The 23,206-nt window shown below is 35.1% G+C and carries 19 protein-coding genes and 1 tRNA gene; 16 read left to right on the top strand and 4 right to left on the bottom strand.

Features of this window, described 5'->3' with window-relative positions; genetic code table 11:
- Together ACK5ON_RS12265 and ACK5ON_RS12270 are read right to left on the bottom strand one after the other, a co-directional pair.
- The coding region (locus ACK5ON_RS12265; RefSeq protein ID WP_409822923.1) for a TolC family protein at positions 1-638 on the bottom strand (638 nt) is incomplete at its 3' end.
- Between the two features lie 3 nt (positions 639-641).
- Complete coding sequence (locus ACK5ON_RS12270; protein ID WP_396173203.1) at positions 642-1,238, bottom strand: TetR/AcrR family transcriptional regulator; 597 nt, start codon at positions 1,236-1,238, stop codon at positions 642-644.
- A 201-nt stretch (positions 1,239-1,439) separates the two neighbouring features.
- Between ACK5ON_RS12270 and ACK5ON_RS12275 the strand changes: the two genes are divergently transcribed.
- From ACK5ON_RS12275 to ACK5ON_RS12285, 3 genes are read left to right on the top strand one after another with little or no spacing between them, the layout of a single operon-like run.
- Positions 1,440-2,414: a polyprenyl synthetase family protein gene (locus tag ACK5ON_RS12275; RefSeq protein ID WP_409822926.1), complete on the top strand. Its 975-nt coding sequence runs from the start codon at positions 1,440-1,442 to the stop codon at positions 2,412-2,414.
- A 4-nt stretch (positions 2,415-2,418) separates the two neighbouring features.
- Complete coding sequence (locus ACK5ON_RS12280; RefSeq protein WP_409822929.1) at positions 2,419-3,135, top strand: hypothetical protein; 717 nt, start codon at positions 2,419-2,421, stop codon at positions 3,133-3,135.
- Positions 3,136-3,158: 23 nt separating this feature from the next.
- Positions 3,159-3,512, top strand: coding sequence for a hypothetical protein (locus tag ACK5ON_RS12285; RefSeq protein ID WP_409822932.1), 354 nt, complete (start codon positions 3,159-3,161; stop codon positions 3,510-3,512).
- Here ACK5ON_RS12285 and ACK5ON_RS12290 read toward each other — a convergent pair.
- Complete coding sequence (locus tag ACK5ON_RS12290) at positions 3,509-4,066, bottom strand: hypothetical protein (protein ID WP_409822935.1); 558 nt, start codon at positions 4,064-4,066, stop codon at positions 3,509-3,511. The two genes, ACK5ON_RS12285 and ACK5ON_RS12290, sit on opposite strands and share 4 nt — an antisense overlap.
- 115 nt (positions 4,067-4,181) lie before the next feature.
- On the opposite strand from ACK5ON_RS12290, the gene ACK5ON_RS12295 reads away from it, so the two are divergent.
- The 3 genes from ACK5ON_RS12295 to ACK5ON_RS12305 all read left to right on the top strand — a co-directional run bounded on the left by ACK5ON_RS12295 (position 4,182) and on the right by ACK5ON_RS12305 (position 9,747).
- On the top strand, positions 4,182-6,965 hold the full coding sequence (locus ACK5ON_RS12295) for a 2-oxoglutarate dehydrogenase E1 component (RefSeq protein ID WP_409822938.1): 2,784 nt from the start codon (positions 4,182-4,184) through the stop codon (positions 6,963-6,965).
- A gap of 87 nt (positions 6,966-7,052) precedes the next feature.
- Positions 7,053-8,282, top strand: coding sequence for a 2-oxoglutarate dehydrogenase complex dihydrolipoyllysine-residue succinyltransferase (odhB, locus tag ACK5ON_RS12300; protein WP_409822941.1), 1,230 nt, complete (start codon positions 7,053-7,055; stop codon positions 8,280-8,282).
- A 217-nt stretch (positions 8,283-8,499) separates the two neighbouring features.
- A complete protein-coding gene (locus ACK5ON_RS12305; RefSeq protein WP_409822944.1) occupies positions 8,500-9,747 on the top strand; it encodes a TCR/Tet family MFS transporter in 1,248 nt (415 codons plus the stop codon).
- On the opposite strand, the gene ACK5ON_RS12310 is transcribed toward ACK5ON_RS12305, so the two are convergent.
- Positions 9,710-10,147: a retropepsin-like aspartic protease gene (locus tag ACK5ON_RS12310; RefSeq protein WP_409822947.1), complete on the bottom strand. Its 438-nt coding sequence runs from the start codon at positions 10,145-10,147 to the stop codon at positions 9,710-9,712. The genes ACK5ON_RS12305 and ACK5ON_RS12310 overlap by 38 nt on opposite strands.
- Positions 10,148-10,314: 167 nt before the next feature.
- On the opposite strand from ACK5ON_RS12310, the gene ACK5ON_RS12315 reads away from it, so the two are divergent.
- The 10 genes from ACK5ON_RS12315 to ACK5ON_RS12360 all read left to right on the top strand — a co-directional run.
- The gene (locus tag ACK5ON_RS12315; protein ID WP_409822949.1) at positions 10,315-11,082 is read left to right on the top strand and encodes a TatD family hydrolase; all 768 of its coding nucleotides are present in this window, start codon (positions 10,315-10,317) and stop codon (positions 11,080-11,082) included.
- 64 nt (positions 11,083-11,146) lie between these two features.
- On the top strand, positions 11,147-12,283 hold the full coding sequence (locus ACK5ON_RS12320; protein ID WP_409822952.1) for a 1-acyl-sn-glycerol-3-phosphate acyltransferase: 1,137 nt from the start codon (positions 11,147-11,149) through the stop codon (positions 12,281-12,283).
- Positions 12,273-13,301: an asparaginase gene (locus tag ACK5ON_RS12325; protein ID WP_409822955.1), complete on the top strand. Its 1,029-nt coding sequence runs from the start codon at positions 12,273-12,275 to the stop codon at positions 13,299-13,301. Before ACK5ON_RS12320 ends, ACK5ON_RS12325 begins: the two co-directional genes overlap by 11 nt.
- 58 nt (positions 13,302-13,359) lie before the next feature.
- A tRNA-Ser gene (locus ACK5ON_RS12330) sits at positions 13,360-13,446 on the top strand.
- Between the two features lie 280 nt (positions 13,447-13,726).
- Positions 13,727-14,215 carry an OmpH family outer membrane protein gene (locus ACK5ON_RS12335; protein ID WP_409822959.1) on the top strand — a complete coding sequence of 163 codons (489 nt, stop codon included), beginning with the start codon at positions 13,727-13,729 and terminating at the stop codon, positions 14,213-14,215.
- 124 nt (positions 14,216-14,339) lie between these two features.
- On the top strand, positions 14,340-14,795 hold the full coding sequence (locus tag ACK5ON_RS12340) for a hypothetical protein (protein ID WP_409822963.1): 456 nt from the start codon (positions 14,340-14,342) through the stop codon (positions 14,793-14,795).
- A gap of 2 nt (positions 14,796-14,797) precedes the next feature.
- Positions 14,798-20,809: a hypothetical protein gene (locus tag ACK5ON_RS12345; RefSeq protein WP_409822966.1), complete on the top strand. Its 6,012-nt coding sequence runs from the start codon at positions 14,798-14,800 to the stop codon at positions 20,807-20,809.
- A gap of 25 nt (positions 20,810-20,834) precedes the next feature.
- A complete protein-coding gene (locus ACK5ON_RS12350; RefSeq protein WP_409822969.1) occupies positions 20,835-21,407 on the top strand; it encodes a hypothetical protein in 573 nt (190 codons plus the stop codon).
- The gene (locus ACK5ON_RS12355; RefSeq protein ID WP_409822972.1) at positions 21,397-22,113 is read left to right on the top strand and encodes a hypothetical protein; all 717 of its coding nucleotides are present in this window, start codon (positions 21,397-21,399) and stop codon (positions 22,111-22,113) included. Before ACK5ON_RS12350 ends, ACK5ON_RS12355 begins: the two co-directional genes overlap by 11 nt.
- Positions 22,114-22,126: 13 nt before the next feature.
- A partial coding sequence (locus ACK5ON_RS12360) for a hypothetical protein (RefSeq protein ID WP_409822975.1) occupies positions 22,127-23,206 on the top strand: 1,080 nt, incomplete at its 3' end.

Below are 23,206 nucleotides of genomic sequence, written 5' to 3' on the forward strand. Positions count from 1 at the left end.
TAATTAAGTGTGCTGTTGATAGAAGTTAGCGTGATTTGAAGTTGCTCTACATTTTCTTCCTCAATCAAACCGTTTTTGAAAGTTTCATTGGTTTCAAACAACGTTTTTTCTAATGAAGCTTTGTTTTTTTCAAGGATTTTAATGCTTTCTTCAGCCAGCAAAACATTCCCGTAGGAATTAATAATCATTTCTTTGATTTCGCTATCTGTTTTTTGTTTTGCATTTTGATAAAATTTCATATAAGTTTTGGAAGCTTGAAGCGCTACGATATAGGAACCATCAAAAATCAATTGACTTAAAGAAGCATTGGCTATCATATTATGTTTTGTTCCAAAAGCTACTGTGGCAAATTCACCTGGTGTACCGCCTAAAAATTCAGCGGGAATTACCGATTTTTGTATGACAAAATTGTTTTGATAGTTGACTCCAGCGTTTATTTGTGGCAATCCCATGGCAGTTGTTTCCCATTTTTTTTCTTTGGAAGCTTCTAAATCTCTTCCAGCGTTGATGGCCGAATAATTGTTTTGCAAAGCATGGTCAATGGCTTGCTGTAAGCTGAACGAGTAGGTTTGTGGTTTTTCTTGGGCATTTAAAATACTTGCGACAAGGAGTATCAATAAGGTGATTTGTTTCTTCATAGTTTATATATTGATTTGCTTTAACTGTTTTTCTAATTCTTCAATTCCTTTTGGTGTGGCTAATGCTCGAGTATGGTATTCCAAAGCATGGTATTCTAATTCAAACACTTCTTTCTCAGATTTTGTAGTTTCATTGATATTGAATATCAGTGTATAATAAAACCGAACACTCGATTCTACATCAATGTTTTCTCTATACAATCCTTCCTTGATGCCTTTTGCAATATTTTGCCCAAAAACGGCATTACATTCATCTACTTCTCGGCACATAAATTCGTTATGTATTTCGGGATAATGCTTTTTTAATTGATAGACTGGCGAGTTGTCAAAAGAATTAAACATTTCTTTGAACATTTTTCTAATTTCAAAATTTTCTTGAATGGCATTATAATTTTTGGACACAATGGCATCAATAGTCTCGTGTATTTTTTCATGAACTGCTTTTGTTCCTTCGGAAATTAGAATTTCTTTATTTTCAAAATATTTATAAATGGTTTTTTTTGAAATACACATTTCAGTGGCGATATCATCCATAGTAACGCTTTTAAAACCAAGTTTCAAGAACATTTCGGTCGCTTTTACTATAATTTTATCTTTCATAATATGCTGAACTTGTTTCAGTATCTTTTTATAATTGTTTCAGAATCTAATCTACAAGATTGTATTATTTCTGTGCAAATATAAATTGGAAACTTTTAACACCAAAATAGTTTCCAAAGTATTTACAATTATTTAACATATCATTATAAAACGAAGTTTGGAATAAAGGGGGAATACTGTAAATTAGCCAAAAATTAAGCTATGCACTCCATTTATCAGTATCAAGAATTTATTTCAGCATATTTGGAATCACAATATGAAACCAAAGAGCCGCGCAATTTATACGAACCCGTACATTATATTTTAAAACTTGGAGGTAAAAGAATACGTCCAGTTTTAACATTAATGAGTGCTGAGGTTTTTGATGCAGATTATAAACTGGCACTTCCAGCGGCACTAGCCGTTGAGGTTTTTCATAATTTCTCTTTGATACATGATGATATTATGGATGATGCACCATTAAGAAGAGGAAATGAAACCGTGCATGAAAAATGGAATACGAACACAGCCATACTTTCGGGCGATGCCATGTTAATTCTGGCCTATCAATATTTTGAAAAATACAATACGGATGTTTTTAGAGATTTGGCAAAATTGTTTAGCAAAACCGCTCTCGAAGTTTGCGAAGGACAACAATACGATGTCGATTTTGAAACCCGAGATGATGTTACCATTGACCAATACTTGAAAATGATTGAATATAAAACCGCTGTTTTGGTAGGTGCCTCTATGAAAATGGGTGCTATTGTAGCGGAAACTTCAGCCGAAAATGCCAATTTGATTTATGATTTTGGATTAAATTTGGGCTTGGCTTTTCAATTGCAAGATGATTATTTAGACGCATTTGGAAACCCCGATACCTTTGGAAAACAGGTTGGTGGTGATATTATTGAAAACAAAAAAACCTATTTATACTTGAAAGCAATAGAATTTGCAAATTCTGATGAAAAAGAACAATTGTTACATTTATTTTCTATTCAACCAGAAGACAACTCAGCTAAAATAGCTTCTGTAAAAGAAATTTTCAATTCCTCTGGCGCATCAAGTGCTACTCAAAAAGCCATACAAGATTATACTTTAAAAGCATTTGAAACGCTAAGAAACATTAGTATTGATAACGAAAAAAAAGATATTTTACGTTCATTTGGCGAGAATTTAATGGGAAGAAAAGTTTAAATAAATGAAATTGTTTTCGGCATCATCTATTTTCAATATTTCCAAATCAGAAAAAAGCAATTCCTATTTATACGCCTATTTCTTTCCTTTTTTTACGCTGCTAGCACTTTGGATTGATTCGGTGTATTTTAGTAAACATTATTTTGATGGAAGAAGTCTAACCAACTTTTTAGCCATTTTTTATTTCTGTTTGTTCTTTTTTTCAGCACAATCCTATTTGAGAAAACTCATGTTTGTCATGGTTTTTTTATCCTACATAGGTGAGCTTATTTTTTGCAAACTACTCGGAATGTATGCCTATAGAACACCAGATATTCCGCTTTATGTGCCTTTTGGTCATGCTATTGTGTATGCTTCTGGATTTGTGATGGCTGAAAGTCCTTTTTTTGTGGCAAATGAAAATAAGCTTAAGCAACTATTTTTTATTTCATTTGCAACTCTTTTTTTAGGTGTTGGATTGTTGTTAAATGATATTTTTTCGCTTGTTTTTGGTACTTTGTTTTTTGTATTACTGAAAAGAAAAAAATGGAATAACGTTTATTATTCCATTGCACTTTGTGTTATCTTTATAGAATTGGTTGGGACTTATTTTAAATGTTGGACTTGGGTTCCCAAAACCTTTGGAGTAATTCCGGCAGTAAATCCGCCGATGGGCGCCGTTTTTTTCTATGCAGGCGGCGATGTGATTTTGGCCAAAATGGTGAGCTATTGGAAAGAATAAATAAAAAGTAAAAAATCAAAATAATGAATTTTCCAGTTCCAATTTCTACAGATGAGCTTTTGTCAAAGGCACAAAACGAAAACCTCTATTCTAAATTAATCGATCAAATCAACAAGGACTTTAATCTTGCCAACGAACCAATAGATTTTCCACAAAGCACATCGCCACACGAACTGAAAGTGCAACTTCACGAAAAAATCTATCGTTTAATTCAATATAAATTTGCGGAGTATTTAAACCTCCTTTATATCATTGATGTTCCCGAAGAAACTGTAAAACAACTCGACGGTTCTGATTTAGTCGAACTTTCGGAACAAGTAGCTTTTTTGATTTTAAAACGAGAATGGATGAAAGTATGGTTTCGGAATAGGTATTAAAAAAACACTCGAATAAAAGGCATAAAAGCATCACCGTACAAATCAATATTTTTATCGAAAAGCAAGTTGTAACGGAAACCCAAAGTTACATTATTTGTTCTATAACCTGCGCCAACATACAACCCAGTGTACCAAAAATTATCTTTAAATTCACCGACAAAATCTTGGTAGGTATTACTAACATTTACTTCTTCTAGCTCAAGTGAAAGTTGAATTTGGGGAATCGGGTTGAATAATCCAATTAAGCTTCCGCCAAAAACATTTGACTTATAAAAGTTTTCTTGATTAATATAACTGTATTGTAGCGCTGTACCAAATGCAAATTTCTCGTTAAAATTATAAATGGCAATTGGCGCAACGGTAATGTTAGTAAAATCATTACCCATGGATAAACCAAAACCACCACCAAATTGGACATGTCTCCAAAAATCACTTTTGGGTTTTTGTACCCCAACATATGAAGAATCTTGTTGCGAAAAAACAAGGGTTGGAATTCCAAATAAAACAATAAATAACAACATCTTTGTTACTGCTTTGAACGTAATCTTTCTCATAGAAATAGATATATTTAATTAGTGTTATAAATGTATTAAAAACATTGATAGATTATAACAAATATCATACTTTTGCACTTAATTTTCTAACTCAAAGATTATTTCTCATACAGACATGGATAGGTTTTCCTTTTTAAACGCAGCACATACCGAATTTTTCGCACAATTATACGACCAATACTTAGTTAATCCAGACAGCGTTGAACCTAGTTGGAGAGCATTTTTTCAAGGGTTTGACTTTGGGTTGACTACCTATGGAGAAGAAAATTATGCCGATAATCAGGTGCAAGAATTAGCCAATTATGCTGCCAATGTTCCTCAAAACGCACAGGTTTCGGATAAATTGCAAAAAGAATTCAATGTGTTAAAATTAATCGATGGCTACAGAACACGTGGTCATCTTTTTACCCAAACCAATCCTGTTCGTGACCGAAGAACCTATTCGCCTACATTAGATATAGAAAACTTTAACCTTTCGACAGCCGATTTAAATACGGTTTTTGATGCAGCCAAAGTTTTAGGACACCAACCTTCTACACTTCAGGAAATCCTTAGTCATCTGAAAAACGTCTATTGCCAACACATTGGTATCGAATACATGTACATGAGAACTCCTGAAGTTATTCAGTGGATTCAAGATAGATTAAATATTAATGATAATCTACCAAATTTCAATAACGATCAAAAGAAACATATCTTAGGAAAACTGAATGAAGCCGTTTCATTCGAAAACTTTTTACATACCAAATACGTGGGACAAAAACGTTTCTCACTCGAAGGTGGAGAAAGTATTATTCCAGCACTCGATGCCTTGATTGAAACCGCTGCCGAGAAAGGAGTGGAGCATTTCGTAATGGGAATGGCGCACCGAGGAAGATTGAATATCCTTGCTAATATTTTTGGAAAAGCCACTCAAGATATTTTCTCCGAATTTGACGGTAAAGATTATGACCAAGAATATTTTGACGGCGATGTAAAATACCATTTGGGTTTAACTGCCGAAAGAAAAACAAAATCAGGAAAAAAAATCAACCTGAACTTAGCCCCAAATCCATCACATTTGGAAACTGTTGGCGCTGTGATTGAAGGAATAACCAGAGCAAAACAAGATAAATATTTTCCAAACGATTTCTCAAAAGTATTGCCTATTGCCGTTCACGGTGATGCCGCAGTAGCTGGACAAGGCATTGTATATGAAATTGTGCAAATGGCGCAACTCGACGGGTACAAAACCGGTGGAACCATTCACATTGTAATCAATAACCAAGTTGGTTTTACCACAAATTATCTTGACGCACGTTCGTCAACGTATTGTACTGATGTGGCCAAAGTAACTTTGTCACCAGTACTTCATGTGAATTCTGATGATGCCGAAGCGGTTGTTCACGCCATGCTTTTTGCCTTGGATTTCCGCATGCAATTTGGAAGAGATGTATTTATTGATTTATTAGGTTATAGAAAATATGGTCACAACGAAGGCGATGAGCCACGTTTTACACAACCCGTTTTGTATAAATTGATAGCACGTCAAAAAAACCCTAGAGACATTTATGCCGATAAATTAATTACTGCGGGTATCGTAGAAGCAAGTTATTTGGCTAAAATTGAAAACGATTACAAAGAAAACTTAGACGAAAATCTGCAAGCTTCACGCAAAAAAGATTTGACAATAATCAAACCATTTATGCAAGACGAATGGCAAGGATTTGTTCAGGTTTCTGACGATGAAATGCTTAAAAAGGTGGATACAACTTTCGACCAAAAGAAATTGGACGAAATTATTGTTTCTATCTCAACATTGCCTTCGGATAAGAAATTCATCAGCAAAATAACCAAAATTGTTACCGATAGAAAAACCATGTATGACAATGACGTCATCGATTGGGGAACAGCCGAGTCATTGGCTTACGGTTCATTATTGACCGAAGGTTATGATGTTCGTGTTTCTGGTCAGGATGTAGAAAGAGGTACATTTTCTCACCGTCATGCCGTAGTTAAAGTCGAAGACAGCGAAGAAGAAGTAGTACTTCTCGACTCAATAAAAGACAAAAAAGGGAAGTTCAATATTTTCAATTCTTTCCTTTCAGAATATGGTGTTTTAGGATTTGATTACGGTTATGCTTTAGCCAATCCGAATGCTTTAACGATTTGGGAAGCACAATTTGGAGATTTCTCTAATGGAGCACAAATCATGATTGACCAATACATTTCGTGTGGCGAAGACAAATGGAACAACCAAAACGGAATTGTATTGTTGTTGCCTCATGGGTATGAAGGACAGGGTGCTGAACACTCTTCGGCAAGAATGGAACGTTATTTGCAGCTTTGTGCACGTCATAATATGTATGTAACCAATTGTACTACGCCAGCCAATTTCTATCACTTGTTGCGTCGTCAATTGAAAACCAAATTCCGCAAGCCGTTGGTAGTATTTACACCAAAGAGTTTGTTGCGTCATCCATTATGCGTTTCTACACGAGAGGAATTAGCCAAAGGAAGTTTCCAAGAAGTGATTGACGATACATCAGTTGATAAGAAAAATGTAAAAACTGTAGTTTTCTGTACCGGAAAATTTTATTTTGATATTTTGGCCGAAAGACAAAATTTGGAGCGAAATGATATAGCTTTGGTTCGTATAGAGCAATTATTTCCATTGCCTGTGGAACAATTGAAAGCCATTATTGCTAGTTATCCCAATGCTGATGATTTCGTTTGGGCACAAGAAGAACCAAAAAACATGGGCGCATACAGTTTTATGTTGATGAATTTTGATTTAGTGAAATGGAGATTAGCATCGCTTAAAGCATATGCAGCACCAGCTGCAGGAAGTCATACACGCGATAGACGACGTCATGCCGATGCTATTAGAATGGTATTTGATAAGAATTTATTTAGATAAAAAGTTTATGGTTTTGGGTTTGTAGTTTATAGTTAAACACAACCGAGAACCATAAACCATGAACTACAAACAATAAACTAAAAGAACATGATTTTAGAAATGAAAGTCCCATCACCGGGAGAATCGATTAAAGAAGTTGAAATTGCCACTTGGTTAGTAAAAGATGGCGATTATGTAGAAAAAGACCAAGCCATTGCTGAGGTTGATTCAGATAAAGCTACGCTGGAATTACCAGCTGAAGCAAGCGGAATTATTACATTGAAAGCCGAAGAAGGCGATGCAGTTGCCGTTGGTGCCGTTGTGTGTCTAATAGATACAAGCCTCCCCAACCCCTCAATAGGAGGAGCTTCTACACCAGAAGTAATAGAAAAGCCAAAAGAAATAGAAATAAAAGTGGAAGTTGCGAAAGCAACGCCAGCAGTTCAAGCTCCCCCTTCGGGGGTTGTGGGGCATCCTTCACCTGCGGCTAGAAAAATATTAGATGAAAAAAACATCCAACCTTCAGAAATTGTTGGCACTGGTAAAGACGGTAGAATTACAAAAGAAGATGCCGTAAAAGGAGTTCCATCTATGGGTACGCCAACCGCGGGTAGTCGTGGTTCACAGAGAACAAAATTATCCATGTTGCGTCGTAAAGTGGCTGAAAGATTAGTCGCTGCAAAAAACGAAACAGCTATGTTAACTACTTTCAACGAAGTAGATATGACTGCTATTTATGGGTTGCGCGAACAATACAAAGAAGAGTTTAAAACCAAACACGGATTAGGATTAGGATTCATGTCCTTCTTTACCAAAGCGGTTACTCGTGCCTTACAACTTTTCCCTGATGTTAACTCCATGATTGACGGACAAGAAAAAATAGCTTATGATTTTTGTGATATTTCTGTGGCGGTTTCAGGGCCAAAAGGATTAATGGTTCCTGTAGTTCGTGGTGCCGAAAAATTAACGTTCAAAGGTGTTGAAGCAGAAATCAAAAGACTAGCCATTCGCGCTCGTGACGGACAAATCACGGTTGATGAAATGACTGGAGGAACGTTTACTATTTCTAATGGAGGTGTTTTTGGAAGTATGTTGAGTACACCAATCATCAATCCACCACAATCTGGAATTTTGGGAATGCACAATGTGGTAGAAAGAGCGATTGTTAAAAACGGACAAATAGTAATTGCACCCGTAATGTTTGTAGCACTTTCTTATGACCATAGAATCATCGATGGTCGTGAGTCGGTTGGTTTCCTGGTTGCTGTGAAAGAAGCATTGGAAAATCCAGTTGAAATTTTGATGGATAATAATCCTAAGAAAGCATTGGAACTATAAAATAGCTAGACCTATCAGGTTTTCAAAACCTGATAGGTCTCTTGAAATAAAAATCTCGTTTGGTTTTCTAAGCGGGATTTTTCGTTTATTTGTGTGTTCTGCGTGAGGGATAGAAGCGAAAATCCTTTTATGAGGAACGAATAAAAGATTGCAGCGGATAGCCCGGCGCCAGGAGGAACGACGAAGCGACACGCCAAAAAATATAAAAATAGCATTGATGCAAAAAACCAAAAAACAAGCAGCGATAGGATTTATTTTCATCACGATGCTTATTGATATTACCGGTTGGGGAATTATCATTCCAGTGATACCAAAATTAATCAAGGAACTCATTCATGGTGATATTAGCGAAGCCGCAAAATATGGTGGTTGGTTGACTTTTGCGTATGCCATAACGCAATTTCTTTTTGCACCATTAATTGGAAATTTGAGTGACAAGTTTGGGCGACGACCTATCATTTTAATTTCGCTTTTCGCCTTTGCATTGGATTATTTGTTATTGGCTTTTTCACCAACGATTGTTTGGCTTTTTGTGGGGAGAATTATTGCGGGACTAACAGGTGCCAGTATCACTACTGCTTCAGCGTATATAGCCGATGTAAGCACACCCGAAAACAGAGCCAAAAACTTCGGGATGATTGGTGCTGCGTTTGGGTTGGGATTTATTATAGGACCCGTTATTGGCGGATTGCTGGGGCAATATGGTTCACGAGTTCCTTTTTATGCTGCGGCTATTTTGTGTATGTTGAATTTTATTTACGGCTATTTTATTTTACCCGAATCGTTATCTAAAGAAAACCGACGAGCATTTGAATGGAAACGCGCCAATCCAATATCCGCTTTTCTGAGATTAAAAAAATATCCTTCACTTATTGGATTGATAATTGCCATTTTCCTTTTGTATGTTGGTTCGCATGCCGTTCATAGTAATTGGAGTTTCTATACGATGTATCGTTTTAATTGGAATGAAAAAATGGTTGGGATTTCACTTGGTGTAGTTGGACTTTTGGTGGGAATTGTGCAAGGCGGATTAATTCGTTGGACAAGTCCACGACTTGGCAATGAAAAGAGTATTTATATCGGGTTATCGCTATATACTATTGGAATGTTACTCTTTGCTTTTGCAACTGAGAGTTGGATGCTATTTGTGTTTTTAATTCCGTATTGTTTGGGTGGAATTGCCGGACCAGCATTGCAAGCTACTGTTTCTGCAAAAGTTCCAGCAAATGAACAAGGAGAAATTCAAGGAACAATGGCGAGTTTAATGAGTGCTTCAGCCATAGTTGGGCCACCCATGATGACCAATACGTTTTACTTTTTTACTCATAAAGAAGCGCCGTTTCAACTGCCTGGAGCACCCTTTATTTTAGGCAGTTTTTTGATGCTGTTGAGTACGGTGATTGCTTATTATTCATTAAAAAAACATTTTACTGCAAATACAAACAGTGATTATAATAATCAATAATTGCTTTGCCTTCTAATAAAATATCGGCACCAATAATTCCGTGAACCGGTTTGGCTTTGTGTTGTTGTAACGCTTGGTTCACATGAGTCATATCAAAAATAACCAAATGAAATTCAGTTGTTTTCCATCGTCCAATTTTTAGTGAATTGTTTTTGGCCAATTGCGTAAACATTCCAGTTGCTCCAGCACCCGATGCTTTGGTTTTTGATTTTCCTGCTTTGAGATTAAAAAGTTCAATGCTTTCAAAACCGACACAACTGTTACTCGCGCCAGTATCTAAAATAAAATTTCCAGAGACACCATTAATAGTCGCTTTAACTAACAAATGCTGGGTTTTTGAAACCTTAAAATTTATTTTTTTGTATTTTTCTTTTTTTAGAATATCATGTAGATTTTTCATAGTTGTAGCACAAAGTATCACAAAGGTTTTGCACAAAGATACACTAAGTTTTCTTTGGGTGACTTTGTGCTTTCTTAGTGAAACTTCGTGTAATAGTACTTAAAATCGTAATTTTGCAATGTTTAACCCGAAATCTTAAATTCGAAACCCGAAACCCGCAACTCAAAATGATTTTAACCGATACCCACACCCATTTATATTCTGAAGAATTTGACCACGACAGAAATGAAATGATTCAACGCGCTATTGATGCTGGTGTTTCGCGATTTTTTGTTCCATCTATCGACTCGAGTTATACTCAAAAAATGTATGATTTAGAAGCTCAGTTTCCCGAAAACATTTTCTTAATGATGGGTTTGCATCCTTGCTATGTCAAAGAAAATTATTTGGAAGAGTTGGTACATGTGGAAACTGAATTGGCTAAAAGAAAGTTTTATGCCATAGGTGAAATAGGGATTGATTTGTTTTGGGACAAGTCATTTTTAAAGCAACAACAACAGGTGTTCAAGCATCAAATCCAATTGGCAAAAAAACACAAATTAGCCATAAACATTCACTGCCGTGAGGCGTTTGATGAAGTTTTTGAAGTGTTAGATAGTGAAAAATCTACCGATTTATTTGGTATTTTTCATTGTTTTACTGGAGATTTCGGTCAAGCTGAAAGAGCCATCGATTTGAATATGAAACTCGGAATTGGTGGTGTTGCCACATTTAAAAACGGAAAGATTGACCAGTTTTTAAATCACATTGATTTAAAACATATTGTTCTAGAAACCGATTCGCCCTATTTGGCTCCTGTGCCGCATCGTGGCAAACGAAACGAAAGCAGTTATACAAAATTAGTAGCTGAAAAACTCGCTCAGATTTACCAACTTCCACTAGAAGAAATTGCTCGAATCACCACCGAAAATTCAAAAGTAATTTTTGGGATTTAACAATGGAATCAACATAAATTGACTTTTTTTTTGTTCATTTGTTCATCAAAAATTGAAAGATTACATGCAGAGATTTGATTCTATTCGACCGTTTTATGATGCAGAAGTAAATGAAGCTATTCATTCTGCAGTAAATCATCCCATGATGAAAGCATTGATGGAATTTACTTTTCCTGATGTTGATGAAGAAGTTTGGAAAAACCAACTCAAAAAGACGCATTCCATTCGTGATTTTCAATGTAATTTTATTTACCAGTCAGTAAATAAAGTATTAGAAAAAAGTTCTGAAGGATTGACTACATCTGGTTTTGAAAAGTTAGAACCCAACACTTCCTATCTTTTTATTTCCAATCACAGAGATATAATTTTAGATACTTCATTACTCAATGTCGCCTTGTTTGATCATGGTTTGGTCATGACCGCTTCCGCTATTGGAGATAATTTGGTAAAAAAATCATTTCTAAAAACATTATCTAAACTCAATAGAAATTTCTTGGTACAACGTGGGTTGCCTCCAAGAGAATTGTTAGAAAGTTCCAAATTACTTTCCCAATACATTGGACAATTATTGCTTCGAGAAAACCGTTCGGTCTGGATTGCACAACGGGAAGGAAGAACAAAAGATGGCAACGACGCCACTCATACAGGTGTTTTGAAAATGCTATCGATGGGTTCTGATGAGAAGAATATTATCACTTATTTTAAGAAAATTAAAATTGTGCCCGTTTCTATATCCTATGAATATGACCCGACCGATGCTTTAAAAATGCCACAACTTTTAGCAGAAGCCAACGACGAAGTATACATAAAAGAGAAAAACGAAGATTTTATGACGTTACTAAGCGGAATTATTGGTCAGAAAAAGCGCATTCACATTCATGTTTGTGATGTGATTGACAAAGAATTAGATATAGTTGAAGCTGAGTTTGATAGTAGTAACAAGCAAGTGCAAGCGGTGGCAAAACTGATAGATGATGCCATTTTAAAAAGTTATAAGTTGTGGCCAACCAATTATATTGCCTACGACCTACTTCACAAAACGGACAAGTTTAAAACCTATTATACAGAAAACGAAAAGTCACTGTTTGAACGTAGACTTGAAATGAAAATTGATGAAAACAATTCGCAAATGGTGGAAAGTTTCTTAGCGATGTATGCCAATCCAGTTGTGAACAAATCAAAATATGAGTATGCAATCTAAAGCCAACATACTTTTGATTTATACCGGTGGAACCATCGGGATGATGAAAGATTTTGAAACGGGAGCGTTGAAAGCATTCAACTTTAGCAAGCTATTGCAAAAAATACCAGAATTGAAACAGCTGGATTGCAATATTAAAACCATTTCGTTTGAAAAACCTATTGATTCATCCAATAGTAATCCCGACAAATGGGTAACTATTGCCACCATTATTGAAGATAATTATACCCATTTTGATGGATTTGTTGTACTTCACGGTTCAGACACTATGTCGTATTCTGCTTCAGCATTGAGTTTTATGTTGGAGAATTTGAATAAACCAGTAGTGTTTACTGGTTCGCAATTACCTATAGGTGATTTGCGAACAGATGCCAAAGAAAACTTGATTACTGCTATCCAAATTGCCTCCTTACAGCATAGAGGGAAACCTATAATTCAGGAAGTTTGTTTGTATTTTGAATACAAATTATACCGCGGCAATAGAACCACAAAAATAAATGCCGAACATTTTAATGCATTTGCATCGCCTAATTTTCCTCCATTGGCAGAATCAGGAGTGCATTTGAATATCAATCCCAATACCGTTTTACAAAAAACAGCCAATAAAAAATTAGTAGTTCATAAACATTTGAACGGCGATGTTGTTATAATTAAAATGTTTCCTGGCATTACTGAATTGGTATTGTCCTCCATTATTGCCATCCCTAATTTGAAAGGAATCATTTTAGAAACTTATGGTTCGGGAAATGCTCCATCGGAAGAATGGTTTATCCAAATTTTGAAAAAAGCCATCAAAAGTGGTTTGCATATCATCAATGTTACCCAATGTTCGGGCGGAAGTGTTAACATGGGACAATATGAAACCAGTACACAACTGAAGAAAATAGGCGTTATTTCCGGAAAAGACATCACTACCGAAGCTGCCATAACCAAACTGATGTATTTGCTGGGACAAAACGTTGCCTCTTCAGTTTTCAAGACTATTTTTGAAACCTCTTTGCGAGGCGAAATGCAGTAACAAATTGTGTCTCTAGCTTTTTTTACTGAAAAAATTTGTTGTTATTTGCAACACAATTAGAGAGGTGTCCGAGTGGTTGAAGGAGCAAGCCTGGAAAGTTTGTATATGGGTAACTGTATCGTGGGTTCGAATCCCATCCTCTCTGCAACAAGAAACTCTTGACTAGTCCTAAATAATCGATACAGATTATTTAGGACTAGTCATTTTAATGAAATTATAACAATTACTCATGTTTTTTTTCAACCAATTAGCAGCTTTTTTTTTCGCTTAAAACCTTTTTTTAACTTGAAAAAATTGGTTTGTTATTTTTTTAAAGAGTTGCAAACCCTTTATTTTACTAATAAAGCTAAATTTTACTAAAAAAGTATTAATTATATTTTTTTTGTAAGAATAAATGATTTAGATTTATAAAAAAATTAACAAGTATGGTAAAACGGAATTTAGTTATATGCCTTTTACTAGTTTTATCGTTGAGTGTTATTTTTTTTGTTTTCTACAAGAAGACTGTTAGTTCTATTGTATATGTAAATAGCAATGAGTTGTTTACTGAATTTAAAATGACTAAAGAGCTAAAATTGGCCGGAGAAAAAGAAATCCGATTGAAAAATAGCCAAATAGATTCTCTTCGGAATTTAGTAAGTCTAACTTCAGATGAAAGTTCTAAATCGGTACTGATTGAACAATTGATAAATAAAAAGCAAGAGATTGCCGAATTTGAGAACCAATATACTCAGTTGTATTCTCAAAAAATTTGGTCGAGAATAGCTGTTTATTCCTCAGATTATGCCAAATTAAAAGGATATGATTTTATCTTAAATTCAAATAATAACCAGACTGTATTGGCGGGTAATAAAGATAAAGATGTGACAAAAGAATTGTTAAACTTCATAAATGAAAAGTATGAAGGTTTTTAATAAATATACCTGTTTTGTTATGTTAATTATTTTTATTTCCTGTAAAAATGATAATGATATAAAGAGTGAATCTGAAATTCGACATAGGTATTATAATCTGGAAAAGCAGGGATGGAAATCAAAAATGCATAATCAGAAGGTAGATAATATTGATTTTACTGCAACAGAAGTGCCTATTATATACTATCTGTTGAAAGACAGTCCAAACCAGGATTTAATTGCAACGGATTCTATTTATGAACAAAACAAAAGAGAGCGGTTAATAGAATTTGTGTTTCAGGATGAGAGTGAAGAAGATTTGTTGGAGGATAAATTCACAAATCTTGATTATCAGAAAGCAGTAGAATACATGTCATTTACAATACAAAAGGATTTTTCAGTCATAACATCAAAAAATGATACCATACAATGTTCCGGAGTCATGTTTGAGAGGAATTTTAAAATAACTCCCTATCATAAACTACTATTGTTTTTTTCGGATATAAATCCCAATGATAAAATTCAATTAATATATCAGGATAAACTTTTCAAAAAAGGAACCCTTAAATTCAGATTTAAAGAACCTATCTTAAAACTATAATTATGATTAAAAGTATTAGAACCAGTAAGTTTAGTAAAGTTGTTGCTTGTTATTTAGTTTTAATGATATTTTTGGAATTAACCCAGCCAATGGTGATGTTTGCCTTAACCGAAGGTCCGTCACAGCCTGAGTTTAATTCCTTTACTCCCATTGGAACTTCCGATATGGTAGATTTAACAAGCGGGGATTTCAATTATAATATCCCCATTATGGATGTAGGGGGTTATCCAATAAATTTGGCTTATACCTCAGGTGTTACTATGGATCAGGAAGCTTCATGGGTTGGATTGGGTTGGAATTTAAATATTGGTCAAATCAATAGAAATGTTCGCGGTTTGCCCGATGATTTTAAGGGAGACGAAATCGAGACAGAAAACAATCTGAAGCCGAATGTTACAGTCTCGACTACTGCCTATGTAAACCCACAAGCTTGGGGATTAATGGATAATACAATTCATTTAGGTGCCAGTGCAGGTGCGGGATTAGAGGTTAAATATAATAATTATACAGGCTTGTCTGCAAATCCTACATTTGGTGCATCTTTCAATTTGGGTAAAAATGTAACACTTGGAGTTCAGTTATCAAGTTCAGATGAAATGGGTGCCACAATCAGTCCAAGTGTTACGATGAGTTCTTTTTTATGTAAAGCCAACAAAATAGGAAGTTATATTTCAGGTGCAATGTCAGCAGGAATCTCCTATAATAGCAGGCAGGGATTGCAAAGTTTCAATTTGTCTTCCAGTCTTAGAGCAAACCATGGTTATAATGGGATTGAAGAGGACGAGGGTGTAAAAGCAGTTGGGTTCGGTAGAGGAGGTAGTTGTAGTATTTCTTTTAACGACGCTACTTTTACCCCAACAAAAAGAGTAGCATTTGATAACAATCAGTTTACTTTTTCCTTTTCGGCAGGACCAAGTGTTTTTGGGGTACAGGCTGAAATCAGTTTGAGTGCTTCTGCAACCATCCAAAAAATTAAGGAAGAGTTCAAAATAGAAAAGGCCTTTGGTTACGAAAATACTGAACTCGCATCTGAATTTGATTTATTGGATTTTAACCGCGAAAATGAATTAGGGACTATTTCAAAGCATACTAATGTATTGCCGGTTACAAATTATACTTATGATGTATTGTCAGTACAAAGCCAAAATTTAAATGGAACTATACGCCCCTACAGAGGACAAATAGGTTATGTTTTCGATTCTTATGTGGCAGATGAATCTTCAAGCACATCAATGTCTGCAGAGATTGAGGCAGGATGGGGTATTCATTATGGAGCAAGTATTAAAAATACCAGTTCAATCAATTATACTAGTGGATGGAAAACAATAGCGACTCCTTATTTGAAAGAAAAACCATCTCCTGTTATTGGATATGAAAAAGTATATTATAAATCCCTCGGGGAGTTAAGGGTTGATCCTGAATTCAATCCTACAACTCCAACTCTTTTCTCACAAATCATTAGTGATGATATGCCCGTTACCTTAAAACTTATGGATAATAATGCCTTAAACAAGTATTCGAAAAAGGTAATTAATGGATATGATTCCGAGTTGGCTCCTATGGCCTCTTTTAATACTTCAAACCTAAGAAGGGCAAGTCGAGAAAAGAGAAACACTGCAATTCAAAAAATTACCAAAAAAGAAGCCCTTGATTATCATTTGGATAATGCGTTTGTTAAGGTCAATCCGAATGCCCTAAACCATCATACTGCAGGTTTTTTGATTACTGATGAGAATGGAAACAGGAATGTTTTTGGGGAGACAGCTTATAACATTGAGAAAAAAGAGGTTACGTTTGCTACCAACGCTAGTGGTAATAATATTGATTGTTTAAGAGGTATTGTTAAATATTCACCAAGTGAAAACGGACGTGGAAATTCAGCGGGAATTGATCGTTTCTTTAACAGTATAAAGACAAAAAACTATGCACATACCTATTTGATATCGTCAATACTTTCTTCTGATTACCAAGACATAAATGGTGATGGGCCATCAGATGATGATTTGGGGACTTACACGAAATTTAGTTACACCTCTGCAGGAGATGCTGCCTATTCAAACAATTATAAATGGAGAGTTCCTTATGGTAGAATGGAAGCTTCCTATAATGAAGGTTTTAAAACAGCAAATAGGGATCAAAAGGGAAGTTACCTTTATGGGGTTAAGGAAATTAAATACATAAAAAGGATTGAAACAAAAACCCACGTTGCGCTTATAGACCTGGAAGAGCGTTTAGATGGATATGGAACCCTTGATGAAAACGGAGGAAGAAATACTGCCAACAAAACATATTGTATTAAAACCATTAGACTGTACGCTAAAAGGCCAGGATTATTAATTCCAAATAATATCTCGCCTTCATCCTCAATTAAGCCAATTAAAACCGCCCATTTCGAATATAATTATTCTTTATGTAATGGTATTGAGAATAATTCAGGCGCTTCAAGGATTATAAATGGTGAGGAAACTAATTTTGGAGGTAAACTTACTTTGAAAAAAGTTTACTTTACTTATAAAGGTTCCAACATGGGTAAATATGTACCTTATGAATTTATTTACGGACATAACGAGGTTTACAACCCTAAGAATTATGACATATGGGGTAATTACAAAGTGAATCCAAGAGAAATAGGAGGCTGCCAAGCACTTTCTCCTCAAGATTTTCCATACGTACAACAGTTAGATAAACCTGATCAGGATGAAACTGCTGCTGCTTGGTCATTGGAAGAAGTTAAGCTGCCATCTGGTGGTAAAATAAAATTAACATTGGAATCAGATGACTACCAATATGTGCAGAATAAAAAAGCAATGCAGATGTTCAAAGTCCTAGGCGTTACAAATGATATTAATGGTACAATTGACCAAAGTCTTTATACAGGAGGTGGAGAAGCTACTTTTGTTGTTGTTAAGGTGGATGAGGAACGATTGCCTTCGGGTATCACTTCAAGCGAAATTTTAAGGCGTTGCACAGATGGATTAAACAATAAACCAATTTATTTCGACTTTTTATTAAACATGACTTCGGGCAAATATGACCATGTGACCGGCTACTTTGAAATGGATGGACCTGCTCAGATTAAGAACGTCTCAGGGGAACACCACATATATATTCCAATGCGCTATACCAGCAAGGAAGGTGGAGGATCGTCCGCAACAGCTAACCCCATTTCAGTTGCAGGTTGGTTTTTTGGAAGGCAAAATCTGCACAGGCAAATTTATGGTTTGGCAGAACCAAGCGATGGTATGCCAAATCTACTGTCATTGGCAACAAGTTTGGTGTCCAATTTAGATGAAATGATTCGAATATTTACCGGACCAAATCAAAGATTAAAAGGATTTGGTTGTGCAAATAATTTTTTAGCTGATAAATCCTGGATAAGGTTAAATGAACCTACAGGCAGCAAACTTGGAGGAGGATTAAGGGTTAAAAAGTTAGAGATGTATGATGGTTGGGATAAAATGTTAGGATTTGAAGACAATCCAAGATATCAGAAGAAATACGGTCAGGAATATTCCTATACATTAGGAGACAATGAAGCTTCAGGTTCAAGCGGAGTTGCTACCTATGAAGCAAACATGTCGAAAGAAAATCCTCTCGTAAATCCTTTATATAACGGTACTGAAAAATTATCTGCCCAGACATATACAGAGAAACCTTTTGGAGCTTGCTTTTTCCCAAGTCCTGCTGTAACCTACAGTAAAGTAAGGGTTAAAAATATAACTGCCGCTGATGATGATGACGGAACTAATTCTGAAACCAGGAAGACTCGTTCCGGAACTGTTATAACCTATCATTATACCAGCTATGATTTTCCGACCAAGACAGATTTCACAGATTTGAGTAAAAGTAAGACCCAAGTCAATAATGAGCCAGCAATGCTTCCAAATATTTTGTTGGGCATGTTTGGACTGAGTCTGGATGTTCGAAACGAACTAAACCTAACTCAGGGATTCCAGATTGAAACAAATGATATGAATGGAAAGGTGAAGAAGCAGGAGATTTATGATGACAAAAATAATCTCATTTCTTATACCGAAAACAGATACAGCACCAAAACAGGTGATTTGTCATCATTAAACAACATAATGTCAGTTATAAATCCGGATGGTACTGTATCACAAAAAACCATAGGGGTTAATTATGATGTAGTCAATGATTTGAGGTATAATTATAATTACTCCAACACTTCCGGAGTTAACGGAAATTTGGAAGTCATACCAATATTTGTACCGCCGCCAGTATTTTTATGGATTTTATATGTGCCAACTGCCTTTTTTGATAATGAATCCCATTACCAGATATTCAGATCGGCTGTTACCACCAAGGTAATACATAAAACAGGTATATTGAAAGAAAAGATAGCGTATGATTTAGGTTCACAAGTATCTACCAAGAATATAGCTTGGGATTCTCAAACGGGACAAGTATTGTTAACCCAAACCGTAAATGAATTTGATGATTCTTATTATAGTTTAAATATACCTGCTTATTGGTATTATAAGCGAATGGGATTAGCAACGAATAATACTGATGTTAGAGGTACATTGACTCCATTTGGCGGTAGTACCCAACTCGTCCCAGTTCCTTATTTTAAACTTGATGGTTACACAGGTAGTTTAACCAACGTTTTTGAGTTGGGCGATGAACTGTATGTTACTAATCAAGCAGGAACAAAGAAAGTATGGGTTTTTGGATATAATGCAAATAATACAGGATTACTATTGATGGATTCAGCTGGAGAATACCTGGATATGTGCGGAACTGATGGGTCTCGATATAGCTTTAGAATATTGCGTTCCGGATATAGGAATAACCAGATGGCTTCTATGGCTACCATAACCTCAATGGTTAACCCTATTGCCAGCGGAAGCTTAGCAAATTTCCTAGCAACAACTGATAATACTGCAAGGATTGTGAATGCAAGTGCGGTTGAGTATGAAGATTTTTGGATGCCACAGAATGAAAGAACAACGGCTCTTTATCAAAACAATGTACCAACATTAGACCCCCAATCTATTACCTTTCCTAACAGATTGCGATTTAATCCATTTTATCAAAACTATAAAGGAAACTGGAGAGCAGTTAGGTCGCTTACCTACCTAACAGGAAGAAAAGCACTAACTACGGCTGCAGCCGGGAATCCACGATATAATGGTTTCTATAGTGCTTTTAGTTCTTTCTATAATCTTCATGGCAGTAATTGGTTTAAAAATGGAACTGGTTGGACCGCTGCAAGTGAGGTTACCAAATATAACCCTCACGGAGTTGAAATAGAAAACAAGGATGCGCTTGGTAAATATAGTAGTGCACAGTATGGTTATGATTATACCAAACCATTTGCCGTCATAAACAACGCTGAATATAAAAAGTTTGGATTTGATAATTTCGAGGACTATCCAAATGGTTATGCAAGTGGTTCTCACTTTGAATTTGAAACGGATGTTGAGAATAAAAAAATTACTAATAATCATGCCCATACTGGGAAAAATAGTTTAATAGTTGCTCCCGGCAAAAAAGCAGAACTTAAAAAACAGCTTTTTGCAACAACAATAACCCCTAGGACGGTAAATTGTCTTATAAGACTTCCATGTCCGATTATTTCCCTAAATGATAGTAATGAAATTACAACGTGTGCGGCTTCTGATGGAAATAATCTTGAATTAATAATTAATCATGGAACCGGGACACTTCCTGATGGATCCCCGTTGTTAATTGCATCAACAAGTCATTATTCTATAAGTAATGGAAGTACTCCAACCCCAATAACTCCTATACATTGGCATAATAATCAAACATTCAGACTTTGTATAATTCCGCCGGGTAGTAATGGATCTTATACATTCTTTTTCAGAATTAACTATGTTGGCGGAAATTTTCAAGATGTTCAAGTTAATTTTACAGTTTCACAAAACCCAACTTGGGGAGATAACGGATACGGAATAACTGTTGCATTGGACTCAATAAATATAATGCAAGATTGTGGCAATCCACAGCCACCTGTGCAGGAAGACTAAGTCTAATCAGTAAAATATATAAATTATGAAATCAATTTTTTTGTTAGCAGCATTATTTTTTAGTGGATTTGCCTTTTCGCAAGACCCAGATATATCAACTTATTCAGAAGGATCATTTATGCCGGATGCAGGAGATTATATTATTAATGGCTGGGTAAAGGAATTGTTGGATCAGCAGACTATTTCTTATGAGTATAGCAAAATAAATATCTTATTACTTGACACTACTGGTACAGTAGTAAACACTTATTCTTTTACACCCAAAGGAAACATTATTGATGGGTGGCAAAAAATAGAGGGTGTAATAACCATTTTGCCCACATGTAAATATATCTCTGTCGAACTTGAAAATACGAACCCATCGGTATCGGTATGTTTTGATGACATTCGATTCTATCCAGTTAACAGTAATATGAAGGGCTTTGTTTATGATCCGGACGATCTTAAACTAATGTCTGAATTAGATGAAAATAATTATGCTTCGTTTTATGAGTATGACCAAGAAGGAGGGCTGGTAAGAGTCAAGAAAGAAACAGAAAAAGGAGTATTCACAATACAAGAAACAAGGTCTAGTACAACAAAGAACAATGGGGAATAAAAAGAAAATCTGCTTATTAGTTTTTTGTTTGTTGTGTATTACCATAAATGCACAAAGCAATGACAAAAAAAGAGTAGTTGAATTGTTTGATAAAGCACAAAATGTTTTTGAATCGAACAGTTATTATTTAGAGTCAGAATTTAAACTGTTTGTTAATTATACTTCAAACGAGATTAAGGAAGATTATAAAGGTATAACTGTAAAGAAAGGTGATAATACTTATACGAGAATTGGCAATTCAGAAATAATCAGCACAAACAACCTATATATCAAAATTGACAATGACAACAAAAGAATGAAGATTGCCAATCTCACAAAGGATAATGTACAGAAAGCGCCATTGGAATTAAACAGCTATATCAATTATTTTTCAGGCTATCGTGTAACGGAGTCAAACGGATTTTGGATTTGTACCCTAACAACTTCAAAAGTTACTATGATTCCATACAGCAAAGTGGTTGTCTATATAAATAAAAAAGATTATCAAATTTCAAAACAGGAAATGTTTTTTCTAACCAAATATAAAACCAAAATTGTAAATGGAAAACCAAAGTTTGACTATCCAAGATTACAGATAACATATTCAAATTTTAAAAAATCTGGATTTGCAACCAGCGACTATTTCACTGTTGACAATTATGTAAAAAAAACAAATCAAAAATATTATCCTATCAAAAAATATAAGTCCTATACAATTGTTGATTAAATATCTGCAGCTTATGAAAAAATCTGTTATGAATTCAAATCGTTTCAATGCATTACTGGTAATTGTCTTATTATCCTTTACTTCTTTCGGTTACTGTAGGGAGAGAAAATGGGAAACTCCATGTCCAAGTATATCAGTTGGAACTGTCTTTTCGGTAATTGATGGAGAGTTGGGTGTGAATAATTATGTTTCAACCAGTAACAGGGCGTATGTGGAATTAAAGATTGACGATTATGCGGGACCGTTCTTTTGGTATACTGCAAAAGTAGATATGAGTGTACGAGCAGTTTTTAATAATTATACATATGGTCAAGCTTACAATATTACGTTAACAGTTGAAAATAACCACTATGGAGGTTTTGGAAATTTTATCGATTTACAAAAGCATCTTGTGAATACTCCATATGCACGTGGTGTTGAAGTGACTATTACAGGTGTGAGTATTGTAAACAACGAAGCAACAGCCCCTGATATCACTGAAGTTCCGGGTAACCTAAGGTTATCTGCATCATTTGAATCAACTAGATTTTATCAGTTAGATGTTAACGAATTTCCCAACATTAATGTTGTCCAAAACCCAATAAGTAATACAATTGATTTTACGTGGAATAATATCGCAACAGGAGTAGAGGAATATGAACTGGAGTGGACCTGGGTTGATAATTATAGTGATCAATCTGTATTGACTATTTTAGATGCTAGCCAGATAGCCTTTAATCTAAAGGATTTTGATAATAATAATACAAGGATTCAAACAAGTGATAATCATTATTCTATTGCAAATCTGTATGATCGGGGTTATTTAATTTATAGGATTCGAAATGTTGGTAGGTTTATTTCTAACCATACCTCCACCAGTCTATCGGTTGATGAAATAGTTAGGCATAACCTTTATGGTAAATGGAGTGGACAGCAATCTCCTAATGTAATATCAGATTGGGACTATATAGCGCTAGATGGACATAGGGAAAATTTAAATTGGCAATTTCAAACCTCCTATGCAGAGCAGGGAAAAAAAAAGGAAATCGCATCTTATTTTGATGGGTCGCTAAGGAACAGACAAACGGTTACAAAGGTGAATAGTAACGAGAAA

Origin of the sequence: Flavobacterium sp., from assembly GCF_046317795.1 — a bacterium.
Classification (GTDB): Bacteria; Bacteroidota; Bacteroidia; order Flavobacteriales; family Flavobacteriaceae; genus Flavobacterium.

What these genes read in the sequence shown, in the direction of transcription:
- ACK5ON_RS12270 (WP_396173203.1), bottom strand. Translation starts at nt 1,238, where the DNA reads ATGAAAGATAAAATTATAGTAAAAGCGACCGAAATGTTCTTGAAACTT.
- ACK5ON_RS12275 (WP_409822926.1), top strand. Translation starts at nt 1,440, where the DNA reads ATGCACTCCATTTATCAGTATCAAGAATTTATTTCAGCATATTTGGAA.
- ACK5ON_RS12280 (WP_409822929.1), top strand. Translation starts at nt 2,419, where the DNA reads ATGAAATTGTTTTCGGCATCATCTATTTTCAATATTTCCAAATCAGAA.
- ACK5ON_RS12285 (WP_409822932.1), top strand. Translation starts at nt 3,159, where the DNA reads ATGAATTTTCCAGTTCCAATTTCTACAGATGAGCTTTTGTCAAAGGCA.
- ACK5ON_RS12290 (WP_409822935.1), bottom strand. Translation starts at nt 4,066, where the DNA reads ATGAGAAAGATTACGTTCAAAGCAGTAACAAAGATGTTGTTATTTATT.
- ACK5ON_RS12295 (WP_409822938.1), top strand. Translation starts at nt 4,182, where the DNA reads ATGGATAGGTTTTCCTTTTTAAACGCAGCACATACCGAATTTTTCGCA.
- odhB (WP_409822941.1), top strand. Translation starts at nt 7,053, where the DNA reads ATGATTTTAGAAATGAAAGTCCCATCACCGGGAGAATCGATTAAAGAA.
- ACK5ON_RS12305 (WP_409822944.1), top strand. Translation starts at nt 8,500, where the DNA reads ATGCAAAAAACCAAAAAACAAGCAGCGATAGGATTTATTTTCATCACG.
- ACK5ON_RS12310 (WP_409822947.1), bottom strand. Translation starts at nt 10,147, where the DNA reads ATGAAAAATCTACATGATATTCTAAAAAAAGAAAAATACAAAAAAATA.
- ACK5ON_RS12315 (WP_409822949.1), top strand. Translation starts at nt 10,315, where the DNA reads ATGATTTTAACCGATACCCACACCCATTTATATTCTGAAGAATTTGAC.
- ACK5ON_RS12320 (WP_409822952.1), top strand. Translation starts at nt 11,147, where the DNA reads ATGCAGAGATTTGATTCTATTCGACCGTTTTATGATGCAGAAGTAAAT.
- ACK5ON_RS12325 (WP_409822955.1), top strand. Translation starts at nt 12,273, where the DNA reads ATGCAATCTAAAGCCAACATACTTTTGATTTATACCGGTGGAACCATC.
- ACK5ON_RS12335 (WP_409822959.1), top strand. Translation starts at nt 13,727, where the DNA reads ATGGTAAAACGGAATTTAGTTATATGCCTTTTACTAGTTTTATCGTTG.
- ACK5ON_RS12340 (WP_409822963.1), top strand. Translation starts at nt 14,340, where the DNA reads ATGCATAATCAGAAGGTAGATAATATTGATTTTACTGCAACAGAAGTG.
- ACK5ON_RS12345 (WP_409822966.1), top strand. Translation starts at nt 14,798, where the DNA reads ATGATTAAAAGTATTAGAACCAGTAAGTTTAGTAAAGTTGTTGCTTGT.
- ACK5ON_RS12350 (WP_409822969.1), top strand. Translation starts at nt 20,835, where the DNA reads ATGAAATCAATTTTTTTGTTAGCAGCATTATTTTTTAGTGGATTTGCC.
- ACK5ON_RS12355 (WP_409822972.1), top strand. Translation starts at nt 21,397, where the DNA reads ATGGGGAATAAAAAGAAAATCTGCTTATTAGTTTTTTGTTTGTTGTGT.